This is a genomic window from Kineococcus anabasis, from assembly GCF_054590795.1.
The window spans coordinates 105226-119310 of record NZ_BAAIHU010000005.1; the positions used below are offsets into that span (position 1 = coordinate 105226).

General features: G+C 73.9%; 12 protein-coding genes, 3 tRNA genes and 4 pseudogenes. 11 read left to right on the top strand and 8 right to left on the bottom strand.

Annotated features, from left to right (window positions below; all coding sequences use genetic code 11):
• Positions 1–9 precede the first annotated feature (9 nt).
• Both ACYQBY_RS08650 and ACYQBY_RS08655 read right to left on the bottom strand, forming a co-directional pair.
• Positions 10–1851: a putative bifunctional diguanylate cyclase/phosphodiesterase gene (locus ACYQBY_RS08650; RefSeq protein ID WP_459643452.1), complete on the bottom strand. Its 1842-nt coding sequence runs from the start codon at positions 1849–1851 to the stop codon at positions 10–12.
• Positions 1852–1946: 95 nt separating this feature from the next.
• Entirely contained in the window at positions 1947–2987 is a 1041-nt protein-coding gene (locus tag ACYQBY_RS08655) for a PHP domain-containing protein (RefSeq protein ID WP_459643453.1), read from the bottom strand.
• Positions 2988–3045: 58 nt separating this feature from the next.
• On the opposite strand from ACYQBY_RS08655, the gene ACYQBY_RS08660 reads away from it, so the two are divergent.
• The 8 genes and pseudogenes from ACYQBY_RS08660 to ACYQBY_RS08695 all read left to right on the top strand — a co-directional run.
• A complete protein-coding gene (locus ACYQBY_RS08660) occupies positions 3046–4125 on the top strand; it encodes a DNA topoisomerase IB (protein ID WP_459643454.1) in 1080 nt (359 codons plus the stop codon).
• A 158-nt stretch (positions 4126–4283) separates the two neighbouring features.
• A tRNA-Glu gene (locus tag ACYQBY_RS08665) sits at positions 4284–4356 on the top strand.
• 74 nt (positions 4357–4430) lie between these two features.
• Positions 4431–4504 (top strand) — tRNA-Asp (locus tag ACYQBY_RS08670).
• Between the two features lie 30 nt (positions 4505–4534).
• Positions 4535–4608, top strand: a tRNA-Phe gene (locus ACYQBY_RS08675).
• A gap of 212 nt (positions 4609–4820) precedes the next feature.
• Complete coding sequence (locus tag ACYQBY_RS08680) at positions 4821–5030, top strand: hypothetical protein (RefSeq protein ID WP_459643455.1); 210 nt, start codon at positions 4821–4823, stop codon at positions 5028–5030.
• Positions 5027–5376 (top strand): annotated as a pseudogene (locus ACYQBY_RS08685) (MerR family transcriptional regulator); the annotation flags it as partial. The gene ACYQBY_RS08680 and the pseudogene ACYQBY_RS08685, both read left to right, overlap by 4 nt.
• Before the next feature lie 40 nt (positions 5377–5416).
• Complete coding sequence (locus ACYQBY_RS08690; RefSeq protein WP_459643485.1) at positions 5417–5641, top strand: hypothetical protein; 225 nt, start codon at positions 5417–5419, stop codon at positions 5639–5641.
• 111 nt (positions 5642–5752) lie between these two features.
• Positions 5753–5854, top strand: a pseudogene (locus ACYQBY_RS08695) (YnfA family protein); the annotation flags it as partial.
• A gap of 82 nt (positions 5855–5936) precedes the next feature.
• Here the strand turns inward: ACYQBY_RS08695 and ACYQBY_RS08700 are convergent.
• Positions 5937–6923, bottom strand: coding sequence for a cation diffusion facilitator family transporter (locus ACYQBY_RS08700; protein ID WP_459643456.1), 987 nt, complete (start codon positions 6921–6923; stop codon positions 5937–5939).
• Positions 6913–7611, bottom strand: coding sequence for a methyltransferase family protein (locus ACYQBY_RS08705; protein ID WP_459643457.1), 699 nt, complete (start codon positions 7609–7611; stop codon positions 6913–6915). Before ACYQBY_RS08705 ends, ACYQBY_RS08700 begins: the two co-directional genes overlap by 11 nt.
• A gap of 192 nt (positions 7612–7803) precedes the next feature.
• On the opposite strand from ACYQBY_RS08705, the gene ACYQBY_RS08710 reads away from it, so the two are divergent.
• Complete coding sequence (locus ACYQBY_RS08710) at positions 7804–8124, top strand: ArsR/SmtB family transcription factor (protein ID WP_459643480.1); 321 nt, start codon at positions 7804–7806, stop codon at positions 8122–8124.
• A pseudogene (locus tag ACYQBY_RS08715) lies at positions 8124–8852 on the top strand (cation transporter); the annotation flags it as partial. The gene ACYQBY_RS08710 and the pseudogene ACYQBY_RS08715, both read left to right, overlap by 1 nt.
• Before the next feature lie 393 nt (positions 8853–9245).
• Here ACYQBY_RS08715 and ACYQBY_RS08720 read toward each other — a convergent pair.
• From ACYQBY_RS08720 to ACYQBY_RS08730, 3 genes and pseudogenes are all read right to left on the bottom strand, one after another.
• Positions 9246–10042: pseudogene (locus ACYQBY_RS08720) on the bottom strand (IS3 family transposase); the annotation flags it as partial.
• Between the two features lie 426 nt (positions 10043–10468).
• Positions 10469–11419: an SDR family oxidoreductase gene (locus ACYQBY_RS08725; protein ID WP_459643458.1), complete on the bottom strand. Its 951-nt coding sequence runs from the start codon at positions 11417–11419 to the stop codon at positions 10469–10471.
• A gap of 51 nt (positions 11420–11470) precedes the next feature.
• Positions 11471–12259 (bottom strand): DUF3159 domain-containing protein, encoded by a 789-nt coding sequence (locus ACYQBY_RS08730; protein WP_459643459.1) that lies wholly within the window; start codon positions 12257–12259, stop codon positions 11471–11473.
• Between the two features lie 251 nt (positions 12260–12510).
• Between ACYQBY_RS08730 and ACYQBY_RS08735 the strand changes: the two genes are divergently transcribed.
• Entirely contained in the window at positions 12511–13350 is an 840-nt protein-coding gene (locus ACYQBY_RS08735; RefSeq protein WP_459643481.1) for a helix-turn-helix transcriptional regulator, read from the top strand.
• Between the two features lie 62 nt (positions 13351–13412).
• On the opposite strand, the gene ACYQBY_RS08740 is transcribed toward ACYQBY_RS08735, so the two are convergent.
• Positions 13413–14075 (bottom strand): dihydrofolate reductase family protein, encoded by a 663-nt coding sequence (locus ACYQBY_RS08740; protein WP_459643460.1) that lies wholly within the window; start codon positions 14073–14075, stop codon positions 13413–13415.
• Between the last annotated feature and the right edge of the window lie 10 nt (positions 14076–14085).

Genomic DNA, 14085 nt, shown 5'->3' on the forward strand with positions numbered 1-14085 from the left:
CGGACCCCGTCAGGCCGGGTGCGCGGCGCGGGCGGCCGGGGAGGGCACGGCCCGCTGGGCGCGCAGCAGCTCCACGAGCTCCGCGTCCGGGCGCGCCGGGCTCCACAGGAAACCCTGCGCGCTGTCGCAGCCGTGGCGGCGCAGGAAGTCCTGCTGCCCCGCGGTCTCCACGCCCTCGGCCACCACGGACAGCCCCAGCGCCCCGCCGATGCCGATGACGGCGCGCACCACGGCCGCGGCGGAGGGGTCCTCGGCGATGTCGCGCACGAAGCTGCGGTCGACCTTCAGCACGTCCACGGGGAGCTCGGTGATGCTCGTCAGCGCGCTGTACCCGGTGCCGAGGTCGTCCACGGCCAGCTTCACCCCGCGCGCCCGCAGCCGCTCCAGGTCGGCCCGCAGCGCGTCGTCGATGACCGCCACGTGCGTCTCGGTCAGCTCCACGACGAGGTTGCGCCCCGGCAGGGACCAGCGGTCCAGGGCCGACTCGACGTCCGCGGCGAACGTGCCGGTCTCCAGCTGGCGGCCGGAGACGTTGACGTGCACGGAGGGCGCGTCGGGCCCGAGGGTCTCCAGCCAGCCGGCGGCCATCCGGCAGGACGTGTCGAGGACCCAGCGGCCCAGCGGGACCATCAGCCAGCTGTGCTCGACGGTCTCGAGGAACGCGCCGGGGAACAGCAGCCCCCGCTCGGGGTGCTCCCAGCGGATGAGGGTCTCCACGGCGGTGGTGCGGCCGGTGACGATGTCCACGACGGGCTGCCCGTACAGGACGAACTCCCCGCGCTCCAGGCCCGCGGCGGCCTCCGCGAGCAGCACCGAGGCGCGGGTCGCCGCGGCCCGCACCTCCACGTCGAACAGGTGGCTGCGGCCCCGGCCGGCGCGCTTGGCCCCGTACATCGCGTCGTCCGCCTCGGCGAGCAGCTGCCCGGCGGTGGTGTCCCGGCCGGACAGGGCCAGGCCCACGCTCACGCCGAGCAGGTGCGCCCCACCGCGCAGGTGGAACGGCTCGGCGAGGGCCGCCACGATGCGGTCGGCGACGGCGCGGGCGTGGAACTCGTCGGTGATGTCGGGGCACAGCATCGCGAACTCGTCGCCGCCGAGGCGCGCGACGGTGTCGCCGGGACGCAGGATGCGCTGCAGGCGGCCGGTGACCTCGCGCAGCAGCTCGTCGCCGGCGGCGTGCCCGGCGGACTCGTTCACCTCGCGCAGGCCGTCGAGGTCGCAGGACAGCAGTGCCAGGCGGGTGTCGTCGCGCCCGGCGGAGGCCAGGGCGTGCCCGACGCGGTCCAGCAGCAGCGCCCGGTTGGGCAGGCCGGTGAGGGCGTCGCGCAGGGAGCTGCGGCGCAGTTCCTCCTCGAACGCGGCGCGGGCCCGGCGGGTCTCGTCGCGGGCCTCGGCGGCCGCGGTCGCGGAGTCCGCCAGGTGGCGGGCGGACTCCAGCAGGGACGCCGCGACACCGGCGAGGTCGTGCAGCCGCCCGACCCGGCCCGCGGGCAGGGCGCCCGGCGTGCCGCCCAGGACGCACAGCGAGCCCAGGACGGCCCCGTCGGCGGTGGTGACCGGGACGGCGGCGCAGCGGCGCACCGAGGTGTCGCCGTCGACGACGAAGGCGGTGCCGGTCGTGGCGGCCAGCGCCGCCAGGCGGGAGGCCGGGACCTCGCTCCCCGTCCACGCCGCGGGCACGGGCGAGCCGTCGACGAGGACGGTGACCACGGCGGCCGGCGCGGCGCACAGGTCGGCCGCGGCGCGGGCCAGCGCGCGCAGGTCCTCCGCGGGCACCCCGGTGGGCACCTCCGAGGGTGCCTGCCCTGCGGGGGTGGTCGCGCTGGGGTCCTCCGCTCGCAGCTGCGGCACGTGGTCCTCCGGGTTCCTGGGGCGCTCCGGCCGAGACACCACCACGGGATGCCATCGTCACGCCGGGGCGCCGTCTTGAGCCGCCGGCCCGCACCTCAGCGGCTCCTGCGGCGCCCCGTCCACGCCAGGAGCTCCGCCACGGGCCACGTGTTGACGACCCGCCCGGCCGGCACGCCGCACCCCGCGGCGCGGGCGCACCCGTAGACCTGCCAGTCGAGCTGGCCCGGTGCGTGCGCGTCGGTGCTCACCGCGAACAGGCAGCCGGCGTCGACGGCCAGGCGCAGCAGGTCCAGCGGCGGGTCGAGCCGGTCGGGGCGGCAGTTCACCTCCACCGCGACGCGGTGCTCCGCGCAGGCCGCGAACACCGCCTCCGCGTCGAAGGTGCTCGGCGGGCGCGGCTTCGCCCCCAGCCGCCGGCCGGTGCAGTGCCCCAGGACGTCCGCGCGCCCGCCGCGCACCGCCGCGAGCACCCGCTCCGTCATGACCGCCGCGTCCGCGCGCAGCCCGGAGTGCACCGAGGCCACGACCACGTCCAGGCGCGCCAGCAGGTCGTCCCCGCAGTCCAGGGACCCGTCGTCGAGCACGTCGACCTCGATGCCGGCGAGCAGGCGGAACGGCGCCAGCCGCGGCGCCAGCGCGGCGATCCGTTCCAGCTGCCGCTCGCGCCGCTCCCGCGAGAGGCCGCGGGCCACGCGCAGCCGGGCGGAGTGGTCGGTCAGCGCCGCGTACTCGTGGCCGAGCGCCGCGGCGGTGCGGGCCATCTCCTCGAGCGGGCTGCCGCCGTCGGAGTCGTCGGAGTGCAGGTGCAGGTCACCGCGCAGGGCCGCGCGCAGCGCCTCCCCGCCCGTGGCGAGCGGGACCGCGGCCTCCTCCTCCAGCCTCCGCAGGTACGCCGGGACCTGCCCGCGCAGCGCCTCCGCCACGACCCCCGCGGTGGTGGCCCCCAGGCCGGGCAGCTCCGCGAGGGTGCCCTGCGCGGCGCGGCGCGCCAGCTCCCCGGGGTCGAGGGCGTCGACGACCCCGGCGGCCCGGCGGAAGGCGGCCACGCGGAACGTCCCCGCCCTGGAGCGCTCCAGCAGGAACGCGGCGCGGCGCAGCGCCCCGGCCGGGCCGTCCCGCTCCTGGGTGCCCCTCACCTGGTCCTCCCGCTCGGCTCGGCGTGCACGTGCGGCGGCCACTGTGCACGATCTGGAGATGCCGCGCCTGCGCCGTTCCTCCCCCTCCTCGCCGGGTTTCACGCGCCGGCGCGCCGGTCGCGGCTGGGTCTACCTGGACACCGAGGGCCGGCGCATCACCGACCGCGACGTGGTCGAGCGGATCGCCGCGCTCGCGATCCCCCCGGCGTACCGGGACGTGTGGATCTGCCCGTGGCCCAACGGGCACCTGCAGGCCGTCGGCACGGACGAGCGCGGCAGGCGGCAGTACCGCTACCACGAGCAGTGGCGCGCGCAGCGGGACCGGCTCAAGCACGAGCGCGTCCTGGAGGTCGCCGACCAGCTGCCCCGCGCCCGCGAGAGGGTCGCGCAGCACCTGGCGCTGCCGGGCCTGCCGCGCGAGCGGGTGCTGGCCGCGGCCTTCCGGCTTTTGGACCTGGGGTTCTTCCGCGTCGGCGGGGACACCTACGCGGAGGAGAACGGCTCCTACGGCCTGGCCACGCTGCGCCGCGAGCACGTGCGGGAGCAGGGCGGGGAGCTGGTGTTCTCCTACGTCGCCAAGTCCGGCAAGGACCGGGTCGCCGTCATCGCCGACCCCGAGGTGCGGGACGTGGTGCGGGCGCTGAAGCGCCGCCGGGGCGGCGGGGACGACCTGCTGGCGTGGAAGGAGCCGTCCGGCCGCTGGCACGACGTGACGAGCGCGGACGTCAACGACTACCTGCACGAGGTGATCGGCCCCGACGTCTCCGCCAAGGACTTCCGCACCTGGCACGCCACGGTGCTGGCGGCCGTGGCCCTCGGGGTGTCGGCGCAGGTCTGCGGCAGCCGCACGGCCCGCACCCGCGCGGTGAGCCGGGCCTGCCAGGAGGTGTCCGCGTACCTCGGCAACACCCCCACCGTGTGCCGCGCCAGCTACATCGACCCGCGCGTGATCGACCTCTTCCACGACGGGGTGACTCTGGAGCCGGCGCTGCGGGACCTCGGCGCGGACGCGCAGTTCGGGCACCCGGCGACGCACGGGGCCGTCGAGGCGGCGGTGCAGCGGCTGCTGCGCGACGAGCCGGTGGCGCCGGAGCGCCCGGCGCCCGCGCGGGTGCGGGGCTCCCGTCCGGCCGCGTGAGGGCGGGGCGGGCCCGGGCCGGGTCGCTCCGGCCTGGGGTCGGTCGCCTTGGACGGGGTCGGTCGCTTTGGCCCGGTTCGGGTCGTACCCCTATGCTTGTCGACGTCCTCCGACGGGTCCTGGCGTTGACGGACGCGAGCATCCTCCGGAAAGCTGGCGCCCTCATCGTCTAGCGGCCTAGGACTCCGCCCTTTCAAGGCGGCAGCACGGGTTCGAATCCCGTTGGGGGCACGTCCGGGTCGCACCGGTCGGAAGCACCGCCCAGCACCTAGTACGATCGGGTGCAGCACCAAGGCCTCACACGAGGCCCCGTAGCGCAGTTGGTTAGCGCGCCGCCCTGTCACGGCGGAGGTCGCGGGTTCGAGTCCCGTCGGGGTCGCTCGCCGAGCCGGAGTTCCGGCTCGGCTTCGGCCAGGTAGCTCAGTTGGTACGAGCGTCCGACTGAAAATCGGAAGGTCGGCGGTTCGACCCCGCCCCTGGCCACACATCACATACATCGCGAAGGGCCCCTGAGCTGCAGAGATGCAGCTCAGGGGCCCTTCGTCGTGCTGGGTGCGACCGTCCGATCGGGGCCACTTGTCAGCAAAGTGTCACCGATACCCAGGTACAGGTTCACGGTCCTCGACATGAGCATTCCCCCGCAAGCGGGAGGTACCCCCAGCGAGGCGAGCGGGGCACCACTCGCGGTGGAGTGGATGCCGACAGCGTGCACACTGCCTACGGCGGAGCAGCCGCTGCGGGTGGCGGAGTTCGACAAGCTGTTCCGCCAGGCAGCCGGGGACGTGCAGCGTCCGGAGCCGACACGGCTGGTCGTGGAGGTGGCCGCCGTCCCCGGCCGGGCGGAGCAGGTGGCCGTCCTCGACGCCCTGGCGCAGAGGGCCGGCCTGGCCGGGAGGGCGGCGTGAGGAGCGAGGGCCTGCGCACCGGGGAGGTCGCCGACGCCGCTGGGGTGAACATCCAGACGCTGCGCTACTACGAGCGGCGGGGCTGCTGGCCGAGCCGGAGCGGACCCTGGGCGGGCACCGGCTCCACCCCTCCGAGGCGGTGACGACGCTGCGGGTCATCAAGGCCGCGCAGCGCCTGGGCTTCAGCCTGGAGGACGTCGCGGAGCTGTTGGAGGCCGGACCAGCCCGCCACAGGCGCGGCTGCGGTGGGGCGGGCCTACGAGAGCGGACGGTGGAAGAGCTGACTGAGGTCGAGGCGAGGACGGCCGACCTCGGCATCGTCGCGTGCGCGGTGTGCTGCGCGCTGCCGATCATGGCCGCCGCCGGACTGATCGCCGGGGGCGGGGGTGGCCGCGACCCTGGGCTGGCTGGAGGGTCTGGCTGCCGCACTGATCGCCGCCGCGGTCGCCACCTATGCAGTGCAGATTCGGCGTCGGCGCCGCGGCGCCGGCTGCGGTGGGAGCAGCTGCAGCATCGACGGCGGCTGCGGCTGCGCCACCTCGACGAGCACCACCGATCCCGCGGGCTCGCAGCAGGAGCCGGTCGCGGTGCGTCTGGAGACCCGGCGTTGACGACGGTTCGACGTCAGCGGTCACGCCCGGCGCCTCTACGGTGCCGGGCGTGACCATCGCCCGCTCCCTCCTCCTCTTCGCCCTGGCCGCCCTTGCCGAGATCGGCGGGGTATGGCCGTCGACGGCTTCCGCCCTGACCGCTACGACGTGGCCGGCGCGCTGATCTGTCTGGTCGGGGTCGCGATCATCATGTACGCGCCGCGCCCGTCCTAGCGACGGCTTCCGCCATCACATGCGAGCCGGGCCCTTCACGGCCCTGCCTCCGTGCGCCACGCCGGTAGAGACTTAGGCACGCTCAGGCGTGGACAGGGCTCTCGTGATCGGCATGACCGACAGGCTCCAACTGGAAGGTGGAGTGCTCTACCGAGACGGGGAAGTGGCTTCCGACGCAGTCCTGCAGCTGGTCCAGGATGCGGGGGGCGTGCCCGTCGGAGAAGCAGGAGTCCTCGACGACGACGTGCGCGGAGAGCACGGGCAGCCCGGTAGTGATCTGCGAGGCGTGCAGGTCGTGCACGTCGAGGACGTGAGGCATGGCGAGCAGGTGCTCACGCACCGCTGCAAGATCCAAGCCGCGGGGCGTGGACTCCAGGAGGACGTCGGTGGTCTCGCGTAGCAGCCGCAGGGTGCGGGGCAGGATCAGTGCGCCGATGAGCAGGGAGACCAGGGCGTCGGCGCGGGTCCAGCCGGTGGTGGCGATGACGAGGGCGGCAACCAGCACAGCCACCGAGCCGAGGGCGTCGTTGACGACCTCCAGGAAGGCGGCACGCATGTTGAGGTTGCCGCTGGCGCCCTTGTCGCCGTTGCGCTGACCGCCGAGCAGGACGGCCATGGCGACGAGGTTGCCGACCAGGCCGATCACACCGAACAGCAGCATGGAGCCGGAGTGCACCTCGGCCGGCTCGACCAGGCGGCGCACTCCCTCGATGAGGACGTAGACCCCGACTGCGAGGAGCACCGCAGCCTGCAGTGCGGCGGCGAGGACTTCGGCCCGGCGGTAGCCCCAGGTGCGTTGGGCGGTGGCCGGGCGCATGGCGAGACTGGCGGCGAGGACGGCGATGAGCAGGCCGACGGCGTCGGTGAGCATGTGCCCGGCGTCGGCCAGCAGCGCCAGGCTGCCGGACCACCAGGCGCCCACCGCGCCGGTGATGAGGATGGTCGTGGTGATCGCGAGAGCGATCGCCAGTCGACGGCGGTTGCCCGCCAGGCTCTGTCCGTGCCCGTGCCCGTGCCCGTGCCCGTGCCCGTGCCCGTGCCCGTAGGAATGGGAGTGGTCAGCGCCCATGCTCAGCAGCTCCGTCTGTCGTGGTGGCGTCGGTGGTAGGTGCCGAGGTGATCGGGTGCCCTGTCGCCGGGTGCAGGCGCCCGAGACCCGGCAGGAACCGGCCGGTGCGTGCACCGTAGGCGGGGTAGGTGACCGGATGGTTGCGCAGCAGGTACGGCTCCTCGATCCGGCGCACCTGCACCTCCACCGCGAGGAGCAGGCCGAGCAGCGCCGTCAGGGACACCCAGCCGGGCACGGCCAGGGCCAGGCCGAGCTGGGCGGTGAGCATCGCGGTGAAGATGGGGTTGCGTACCAGCGCGAAGACGCCGGAGGTGACCAGCTCGGTCCGCTCGCCCTCGTCGACCCCGATGCGCCAGGAGGTCCCCATCCCGGCCTGCGCAGCCAGCGTCGCGACGAAGCCGGCCAGCATCAGAGCCAAGCCGAGGGTGCCGAGGGCCGCAGACCCGGCGAAGCGCGCCGGCTGCACCGCGTCGGTCAGCGCCAGGATCGGGGCGGCTAGTCCAGCCAGGACCGCGAGGGTGAACAGGCGTCCTGCCCACCACTCCAGGGAGCCGGGCCTGCCGGAGAAACCGTTGAACCCGGTGGAGCCGGTGCGCCGGTAGTGCCGCCAGGTGCGCCACCCGAAGGCCGCCACCACCCCGGCGACGTAGAGGATCAGCGCCGAGACGGCCAGGGCTGCGGCGTTCACAGCGGCCCCCGGTCGGCGCGTGCGCGGAGCACAGCGGAGCCCGGCCCGGGCGGGGACGCCACCGCAGCGGCGCATTCAGGGCCTCGACGGGGCGATGCCGCCCTTCGCGGGGCGGGCACGCGGAGATCAACCATGCCCCGACGGTACACCGCTCCATGTATTCACGGGGAGATGTACCGTGGCTGAGTGCAGATGCTCACCCACGGCGATGTGCTGGCCCGGTTCGGCCACGCACTCTCCGACGCCACCCGCGCCCGGATCCTGCTGTCGCTGCGAGAGGCGCCGGCCTACCCCTCGGACCTGGCCGAGCTGATCGGCGTCTCCCGGCAGAGCCTGTCCAACCACCTCACCTGCCTGCGGGGGTGCGGGCTGGTGGTGGCCGTGCCTGAGGGGCGGCGCAGCCGCTACGAGCTGGCCGATCCTCGCCTGGCGCACGCCCTGGGGGACCTGCTCGGCGTCGTCCTGGCCGTCGACCCCGCCTGCCCCGCCGATGAGAACGGCCAGTGCCGCTGATGGCCACCGACCTGCCCCTCAAGGCCGCCACCACCCCGGCCCCCACGCCAGCCCTCACACCTGCGGCTGATCCCGGGCAGGAGCGGCGTGCGGTGCTGAGCCGGCGGATCCGGATGCTGGTGGCCGCGACGATCACCTACAACGTCATGGAGGCCGTCGTGGCCCTCACCGCCGGCGCGCGGGCCAACTCCACCGCCCTCATCGGCTTCGGCCTGGACTCGGTCATCGAGGTCTCCTCCGCCGCAGCAGTGGCCTGGCAGTTCGCCGGCCGCGACCCGCAGGCCAGGGAGAAGGTCGCCCTGCGCGTCATCGCGATCTCCTTCTTCGCCCTGGCCGCCTACGTCTCCGTCGATGCCGTGCGCGCTCTCGCTGGAACAGCGGGGGCGGAGCACTCCAGCGTCGGGCTGGTCCTGGCCGTCCTCAGCCTCATGATCATGCCGCTGCTCTCCCGCGCCCAGCGCCGCGCCGGGCGCGAGCTCGGGTCGCGTTCGGCGGTGGCCGACTCCAAGCAGACGATGCTGTGCACCTACCTCTCCGCGGTGCTGCTGGTCGGTCTCGGCGTGAACAGCCTCTTCGGCTGGTCCTGGGCCGACCCGATCGCCGCCCTGATCATCGCCGCCGTCGCCGTCAAGGAAGGCCGCGACGCCTGGCGCGGTGACTCCTGCTGCTCCCCAGCCACCGCCCTGGCACCGCAGTCAGCCACCACCGATGCCTGCTGCGGCACCACGTCAGCGGCCCTGGTCGCGACCGCGGCCAGGACACCCGTCCTGACCGTGGAGCCGAGCAGCACCTGCGCCTGCCGCAGCACCAGCACCAGCACCACGACGTCAGCGCCGCTACCCGCTCCGGCCGCGAACGGCAGATCCCTGCTCGACCTGACCGGCAACAGTGCGGCAAGAAGGGGCGACGACGGAGACCGCGGTGACGGCTGCTCGGCCGATTCCTGACAGCTCGGTCCTGAAGCCGCCGCCGCTGGTCCCGACGAACCGCGCAGCATCCACAACTTGACCTGACGACCGAGAACGGACCATGTCGGAGAACCTCAAGATGTCCCTCGCGCTGATCGTCCGCTCAGTCCAAGTGACGATCGCGATCCGGAGCTCCTCGCGGGTGGCCCACGACTGACGGTCCAGGACGTTGTTCTGCAACAGGGCGGAGAAACCCTCCATCGCCGCGTTGTCCCCAGCGGCGCCGACACGGCCCATCGACCCGACGAGGCCGTAGCGGCCGAGGGCGTGCACGTATTTCCTTGATCGATATTGAGACCCGCGGTCGCTGTGCACCACGCAACCGGCCACCTCGACGCCCTCGGCGCGGCGGCGGGCGACCGCGTTCGACAGCGCGGTGACCGCCAGGCGTGACTTCATTGTGGAGTCGATGGAGTAGCCCACGATGCGGCGGGAGCATGCGTCCTTGATGGCGCAGAGGTAGAGCTTGCCCTCGCTGGTCTTGTGCTCGGTGATGTCAGTCGGCCAGAGCCGGTTCGGCGCCTCTGCGGTGAAGTTCCGCTCGACGAGGTCGTCGTGGACGGGCGGGCCAGGTCGCTTGCCGTTCTCGTTGCGCCGCTTGGCGAACGCGATCCACCAGCCGTTGTCCGCGCAGATCCGCCACGCGGTCCGCTCGGCCATCACCTGCCCGGCCTCGGCGGCTTCCTCGTGCAGGTAGCGGTAGCCGAGCTCCGGGTCCTCCCGGTGAGCGTCATGCAGGGCGCCTGCGCGACAGGCCTCCTCCAGCTCAGCCGGGGTGACCGGCTGGAGCAGCCAGCGGTAGTAGTGCTGGCGAGCGATCTCCAGCACCCGACACGTGAGAGCCACCGGAATGCCCTCGGTGGCCAGCTCCCTCACGAGCGGGTAGAGCCTTTTCCCGACAGGTTCGCCTGCGAGAGGTAGGCCGCCGCCCGGCGCAGCACCTCGTTCTCCTGGGGGCACCTCCCGCGCGAAGCGTGGGGGAATCCAGCAGCTTGATCCGCCGCCTGGCCTCGCGCAGCTCAGCGCCCTCACTGGTGCTGGCGCCGGGCTTGACGCCGGCGTCGACGTCGGCCTGGCGCATCCACTTCGACAGCGTCACCACGTGGATCCCGAAGTCGGCGGCGATCTGCTCCAGCGTCACGTCCGGATCGCGGTTGCGAGCCACCCGCACGACGTCGTCGCGGTACTCGCGGGGGTAGGGCTTGGGCACAGCGACATCCTCCCAGGCTGCCTGTCGGGCAAGCCGGCGTCGGTGTCACCGGATCATGCAGCAGACCCACCATCCGCCACTGACACCAGGTGGTTCCGGCCGACTGCTGCTGACAGAACCTCGCTGGCCGGTGCACCAGACCCTTCGGGTCCTCCGCGCGGTGGGATCAGACCGTCACGGCCGTGGGGAACGACACTCCGGCCAGTTCCTCGGAGACCCGCCAGACCCGCTCCGCCTCACCCAGGTCGCGCAGGGGGCGGAACAGTGCGTGCTCGCCGGGTCCGCCACCGAGGTTGCCGAACCCTTGGGGCCCGTACAGCCGCCCTCCGTGCGCCCTCGGTGAGGTCGCCGCGTACAGCGCGGGCAGCTGGGCGCTGTCCACGGTGCCCACCAGGATCCCCGCGCGGGACAGGCGCCGGATCACGGCGATCTGCGGGGTGTCCCGCTCGCGTCCCATCTCCGGGCGGGCCGAGAGCAGGCTGGTGGGGGCGACCCCGGGGTGGGAGAGGTTGCTGGTGATGCCCCAGCCGGCGGCGCGGGCGCGCCGGTCGAGTTCGAGACCGAAGAGGCCGAGGGCGATCTTCGACTGGCTGTAGGCGCGCATGCCGTCGTAGGAAGACTCCCAGTTGACGTCGTTCCAGTTCACCTCACCGCTGCGGGCGGCCACGCTGATCTGGGACGTGACGCGCGCGCGGCCGGCGATGAGCAGCGGCAGCAGGTGCGCCAGCAGGGCGACGTGTCCGAGGTGGTTGGTGCCCAGCTGCAGTTCGATCCCGTCGGTGGTCGTCTGCCGCTCCGGTGGGCGCATGACGCCGGCGTTGTTGATGAGCAGGTGGACCGGCCGTCCTTCGTCGCGCAGCTGCTCGCCCAGGGCGGCCACCGAGCGCAGGGAGGAGAAGTCCACCTCCCGCAGCGAGACGCGGGCGCCGGGGTGCTCGTCGAGGATGCGGGTGATCGCGGCCTCGCCCTTGGTGCGGTTGCGCACCGGCAGGACGACCTCGGCGCCGGCGCCGGCGAGGCGGCGGGCGATGCCGAACCCGATGCCGTCGCTGGCGCCGGTGACGAGCGCTCGTCGGTCGGACAGGTCGGGCAGGGTGAGCTGGTGCGTGCGAGGCATGGCGTTGCTCCTGGGGTCGAGGTGTTCGGGTGTTCGGGTGGGCGGGGGTGCTCAGGGGTGGGCGGGGGCGGGCACCCCGGTGGACCCGCTGGGTCCGGTGGGCGCGGTGGGGGACCTGGCAGCCACCCGGCGAGCGACGAGGACGGTGAGGGTGAAGTGGGTGGCGAACAGCACCGGGACGACGACCTGGATCACCGCCAGGACGGCGGGCTGATCGGCGGAGTAGAACACGACGCGCGCCAGCAGGTTCACCGACGCCAGGGTCAGCCCGATCAGCGAGCTGATGGTGTAGGTGCGCCGCAGCTCGCGGTGCTCGTGCCAGTTCCGGGGTCCACCGGAGAGCGGGTTGACCATGAAACCCATCAACGGCCGACGCGCGATCAGCGAGATCACGTAGGCCAGCACGAAGAGCGGGGGCACGATCAGGGTGGGCAGGAAGAAGGCGCGCGCCTCGCCCGCCAGGGCTGCCACGCCCGCGCAGACCGCCGCGACCACGAGGCCGGCGACGGCGGCCCCCGGTGACTCGCGGCGCGTCAGGCGCACCGCGCAGCCGAGCACCGCGGTGACGGCCAGGGCGATGAAGGCCGTGCCGAGCCCGGCGGCGGCGTCGGCGGCCACGAAGGCGACCGTCGGCGCTGCAGCCACGCCCAGCCCCACCGTCCCGCCGAGGCGCTCGAGGGTGCGGTGTGCGATGGCGCGCCCCGCGGAGCGTTCCACGGGTTCCGGCAGGTCGAGGGTCCGGCGCACTCTGGCACTGGCACCGGTACCGGTGCCGGACGGGTCCGCGCCGGAACCGGGGTGCTGGGGCCGGTGGGTGTGGGTGGGCGGTGAGTCGATCACGGCTTCCTCCTGGGTGCACGGCCGGGTCGGTGGGTGGTGCGGTCAGCCTCACGCCGTGGGGCTGGTCGCAGCCAGGGCCTGCCGATCCGCCCCTGGCGGCAGGTGCGCCACCCTGGCCGTCCTGGCGCGGGGCTGCGTCCGGCGTGGTTCTGTCGCCCGGCAGGGGGACGAGGGGCGGATCGACAGGTCGTGGCTCACGGTGGGTCAGCACGGTAGGAACGGGGTCATCGAGCCGGAGGAGACGCGACGTGGTGATCGACAGAGCGGGGCTGGCGGCGTTCCTGCGCCAGCGCCGCGAAGCGCTGCAGCCCGAGGACGTCGGCCTGCCACGCGGGCAGCGCCGGCGCACCGCGGGACTGCGCCGGGAGGAGATCGCCGCGCTGTGCCACATGTCCACCGACTACTACGCCCGCCTGGAACGTGAGCGCGGCCCGCACCCCTCCGCGCAGATGGTGGCCGCCATCGCCCAGGGCCTGCACCTGTCCCTGGACGAGCGTGATCACCTCTTCCGCCTCGCCGGGCAGCACCCCCCGGCGCGCGGCGCGTCCAGCGAGCACGTCAGCCCCGGCCTGCTGCGCATCCTGGACCGCCTCGTCGACACCCCCGCCGAGGTGGTCACCGAACTGGGCGAGACGCTGCGCCAGACCCCGCTGGGCGTGGCGCTGACCGGCGACGCCACCGTCCACACCGGCCCGGCGCGCAGCCTGGGCTACCGCTGGTTCACCGACCCCACCGCCCGGGCGCTCTACGCCGAGGACGACCACGCCTTCTTGTCCCGGCTCTACGCCTCGCACCTGCGCACGCTGGTCACCGCGCGCGGGCCCGGCTCGCGGGCGGCGCAGCTGGCCGAGCTGGCCCTGGCGCGCAGCGAGGAGCTGCAGCGGCTGTGGGAGACCCACGAGGTCGGTCTGCGCCCGCACGAGGTCAAGCGGTTCGTGCACCCGGTCGTGGGGGTGCTGGAGCTGAGCTGCCAGACGCTGCTGGACCCGGCGCAGTCACACCTGCTGCTGGTCTACACCGCGGTCCCGGGCACCGAGAGCTACGAGAAACTGCAGCTGCTCTCCGTCCTCGGCGCCCAGACGGTCGGCTGACCCGTCCCGTCCCGCCGGGTCCCGGTCGCGGCGAGACCTGTCCCGACGACGCTGGGGGTGGGTCAGGCCGGTCGACGGTCGAGGGTGAGGTGCGTGACGCCGGCCGGGGACGAGGTGGCCTCGGCGTCGAAGCGTGCCTCGAGGCCCTCCTGCCCGTCCCACAGCTGCACGCCCCGCCCGAGGAGGATGGGCACGACGACGACGTGCAGGTGGTCCACCAGGTCCGCGGTGAGGAAGTCGCGGACGGTGGAGGGCCCCCCGCCGATGCGGACGTCCAGCCCGCCGGCGGCCTCGCGGGCCGTCGCGAGCACCTCGGCGGGGGTGGCGTCGACGAAGTGGAACGTGGTCCCGCCGTCCATCTCGAGCGGGGGCCGGGGGTGGTGGGTCAGCACGAACACGGGCGTGTGGAACGGCGGGTCCTCCCCCCACCACCCCCGCCAGTCGTGGTCGGTCCACGGGCCGTGGTGCGGGCCGAACTTCCCGCGCCCCATGATCTCCGCCCCGATCCCCCGGTCCCACGCGCTCGCGAACGCCTCGTCCACGCCGGTGCCGCCTCCGGGGCGGCCGAACATCCGGCGGAACGTGCGGGTCTCGAAGGCCCACTCGTGCAGACGGTGACCGGCGTGCCCGAACGGGGCCTCGAAGCTCTGGCCCTCACCGGTCGCGAAGCCGTCCAGGGAGACGCTGAAGTTGTGCACGCGGACGCGTGGCGTGGGATCGCTCATGGGGGATGGA

What these genes read in the sequence shown, in the direction of transcription:
- ACYQBY_RS08725 (WP_459643458.1), bottom strand. Translation starts at nt 11,419, where the DNA reads ATGCCTCGCACGCACCAGCTCACCCTGCCCGACCTGTCCGACCGACGA.
- ACYQBY_RS08740 (WP_459643460.1), bottom strand. Translation starts at nt 14,075, where the DNA reads ATGAGCGATCCCACGCCACGCGTCCGCGTGCACAACTTCAGCGTCTCC.
- ACYQBY_RS08700 (WP_459643456.1), bottom strand. Translation starts at nt 6,923, where the DNA reads ATGGGCGCTGACCACTCCCATTCCTACGGGCACGGGCACGGGCACGGG.
- ACYQBY_RS08680 (WP_459643455.1), top strand. Translation starts at nt 4,821, where the DNA reads ATGCCGACAGCGTGCACACTGCCTACGGCGGAGCAGCCGCTGCGGGTG.
- ACYQBY_RS08660 (WP_459643454.1), top strand. Translation starts at nt 3,046, where the DNA reads ATGCCGCGCCTGCGCCGTTCCTCCCCCTCCTCGCCGGGTTTCACGCGC.
- ACYQBY_RS08710 (WP_459643480.1), top strand. Translation starts at nt 7,804, where the DNA reads ATGCTCACCCACGGCGATGTGCTGGCCCGGTTCGGCCACGCACTCTCC.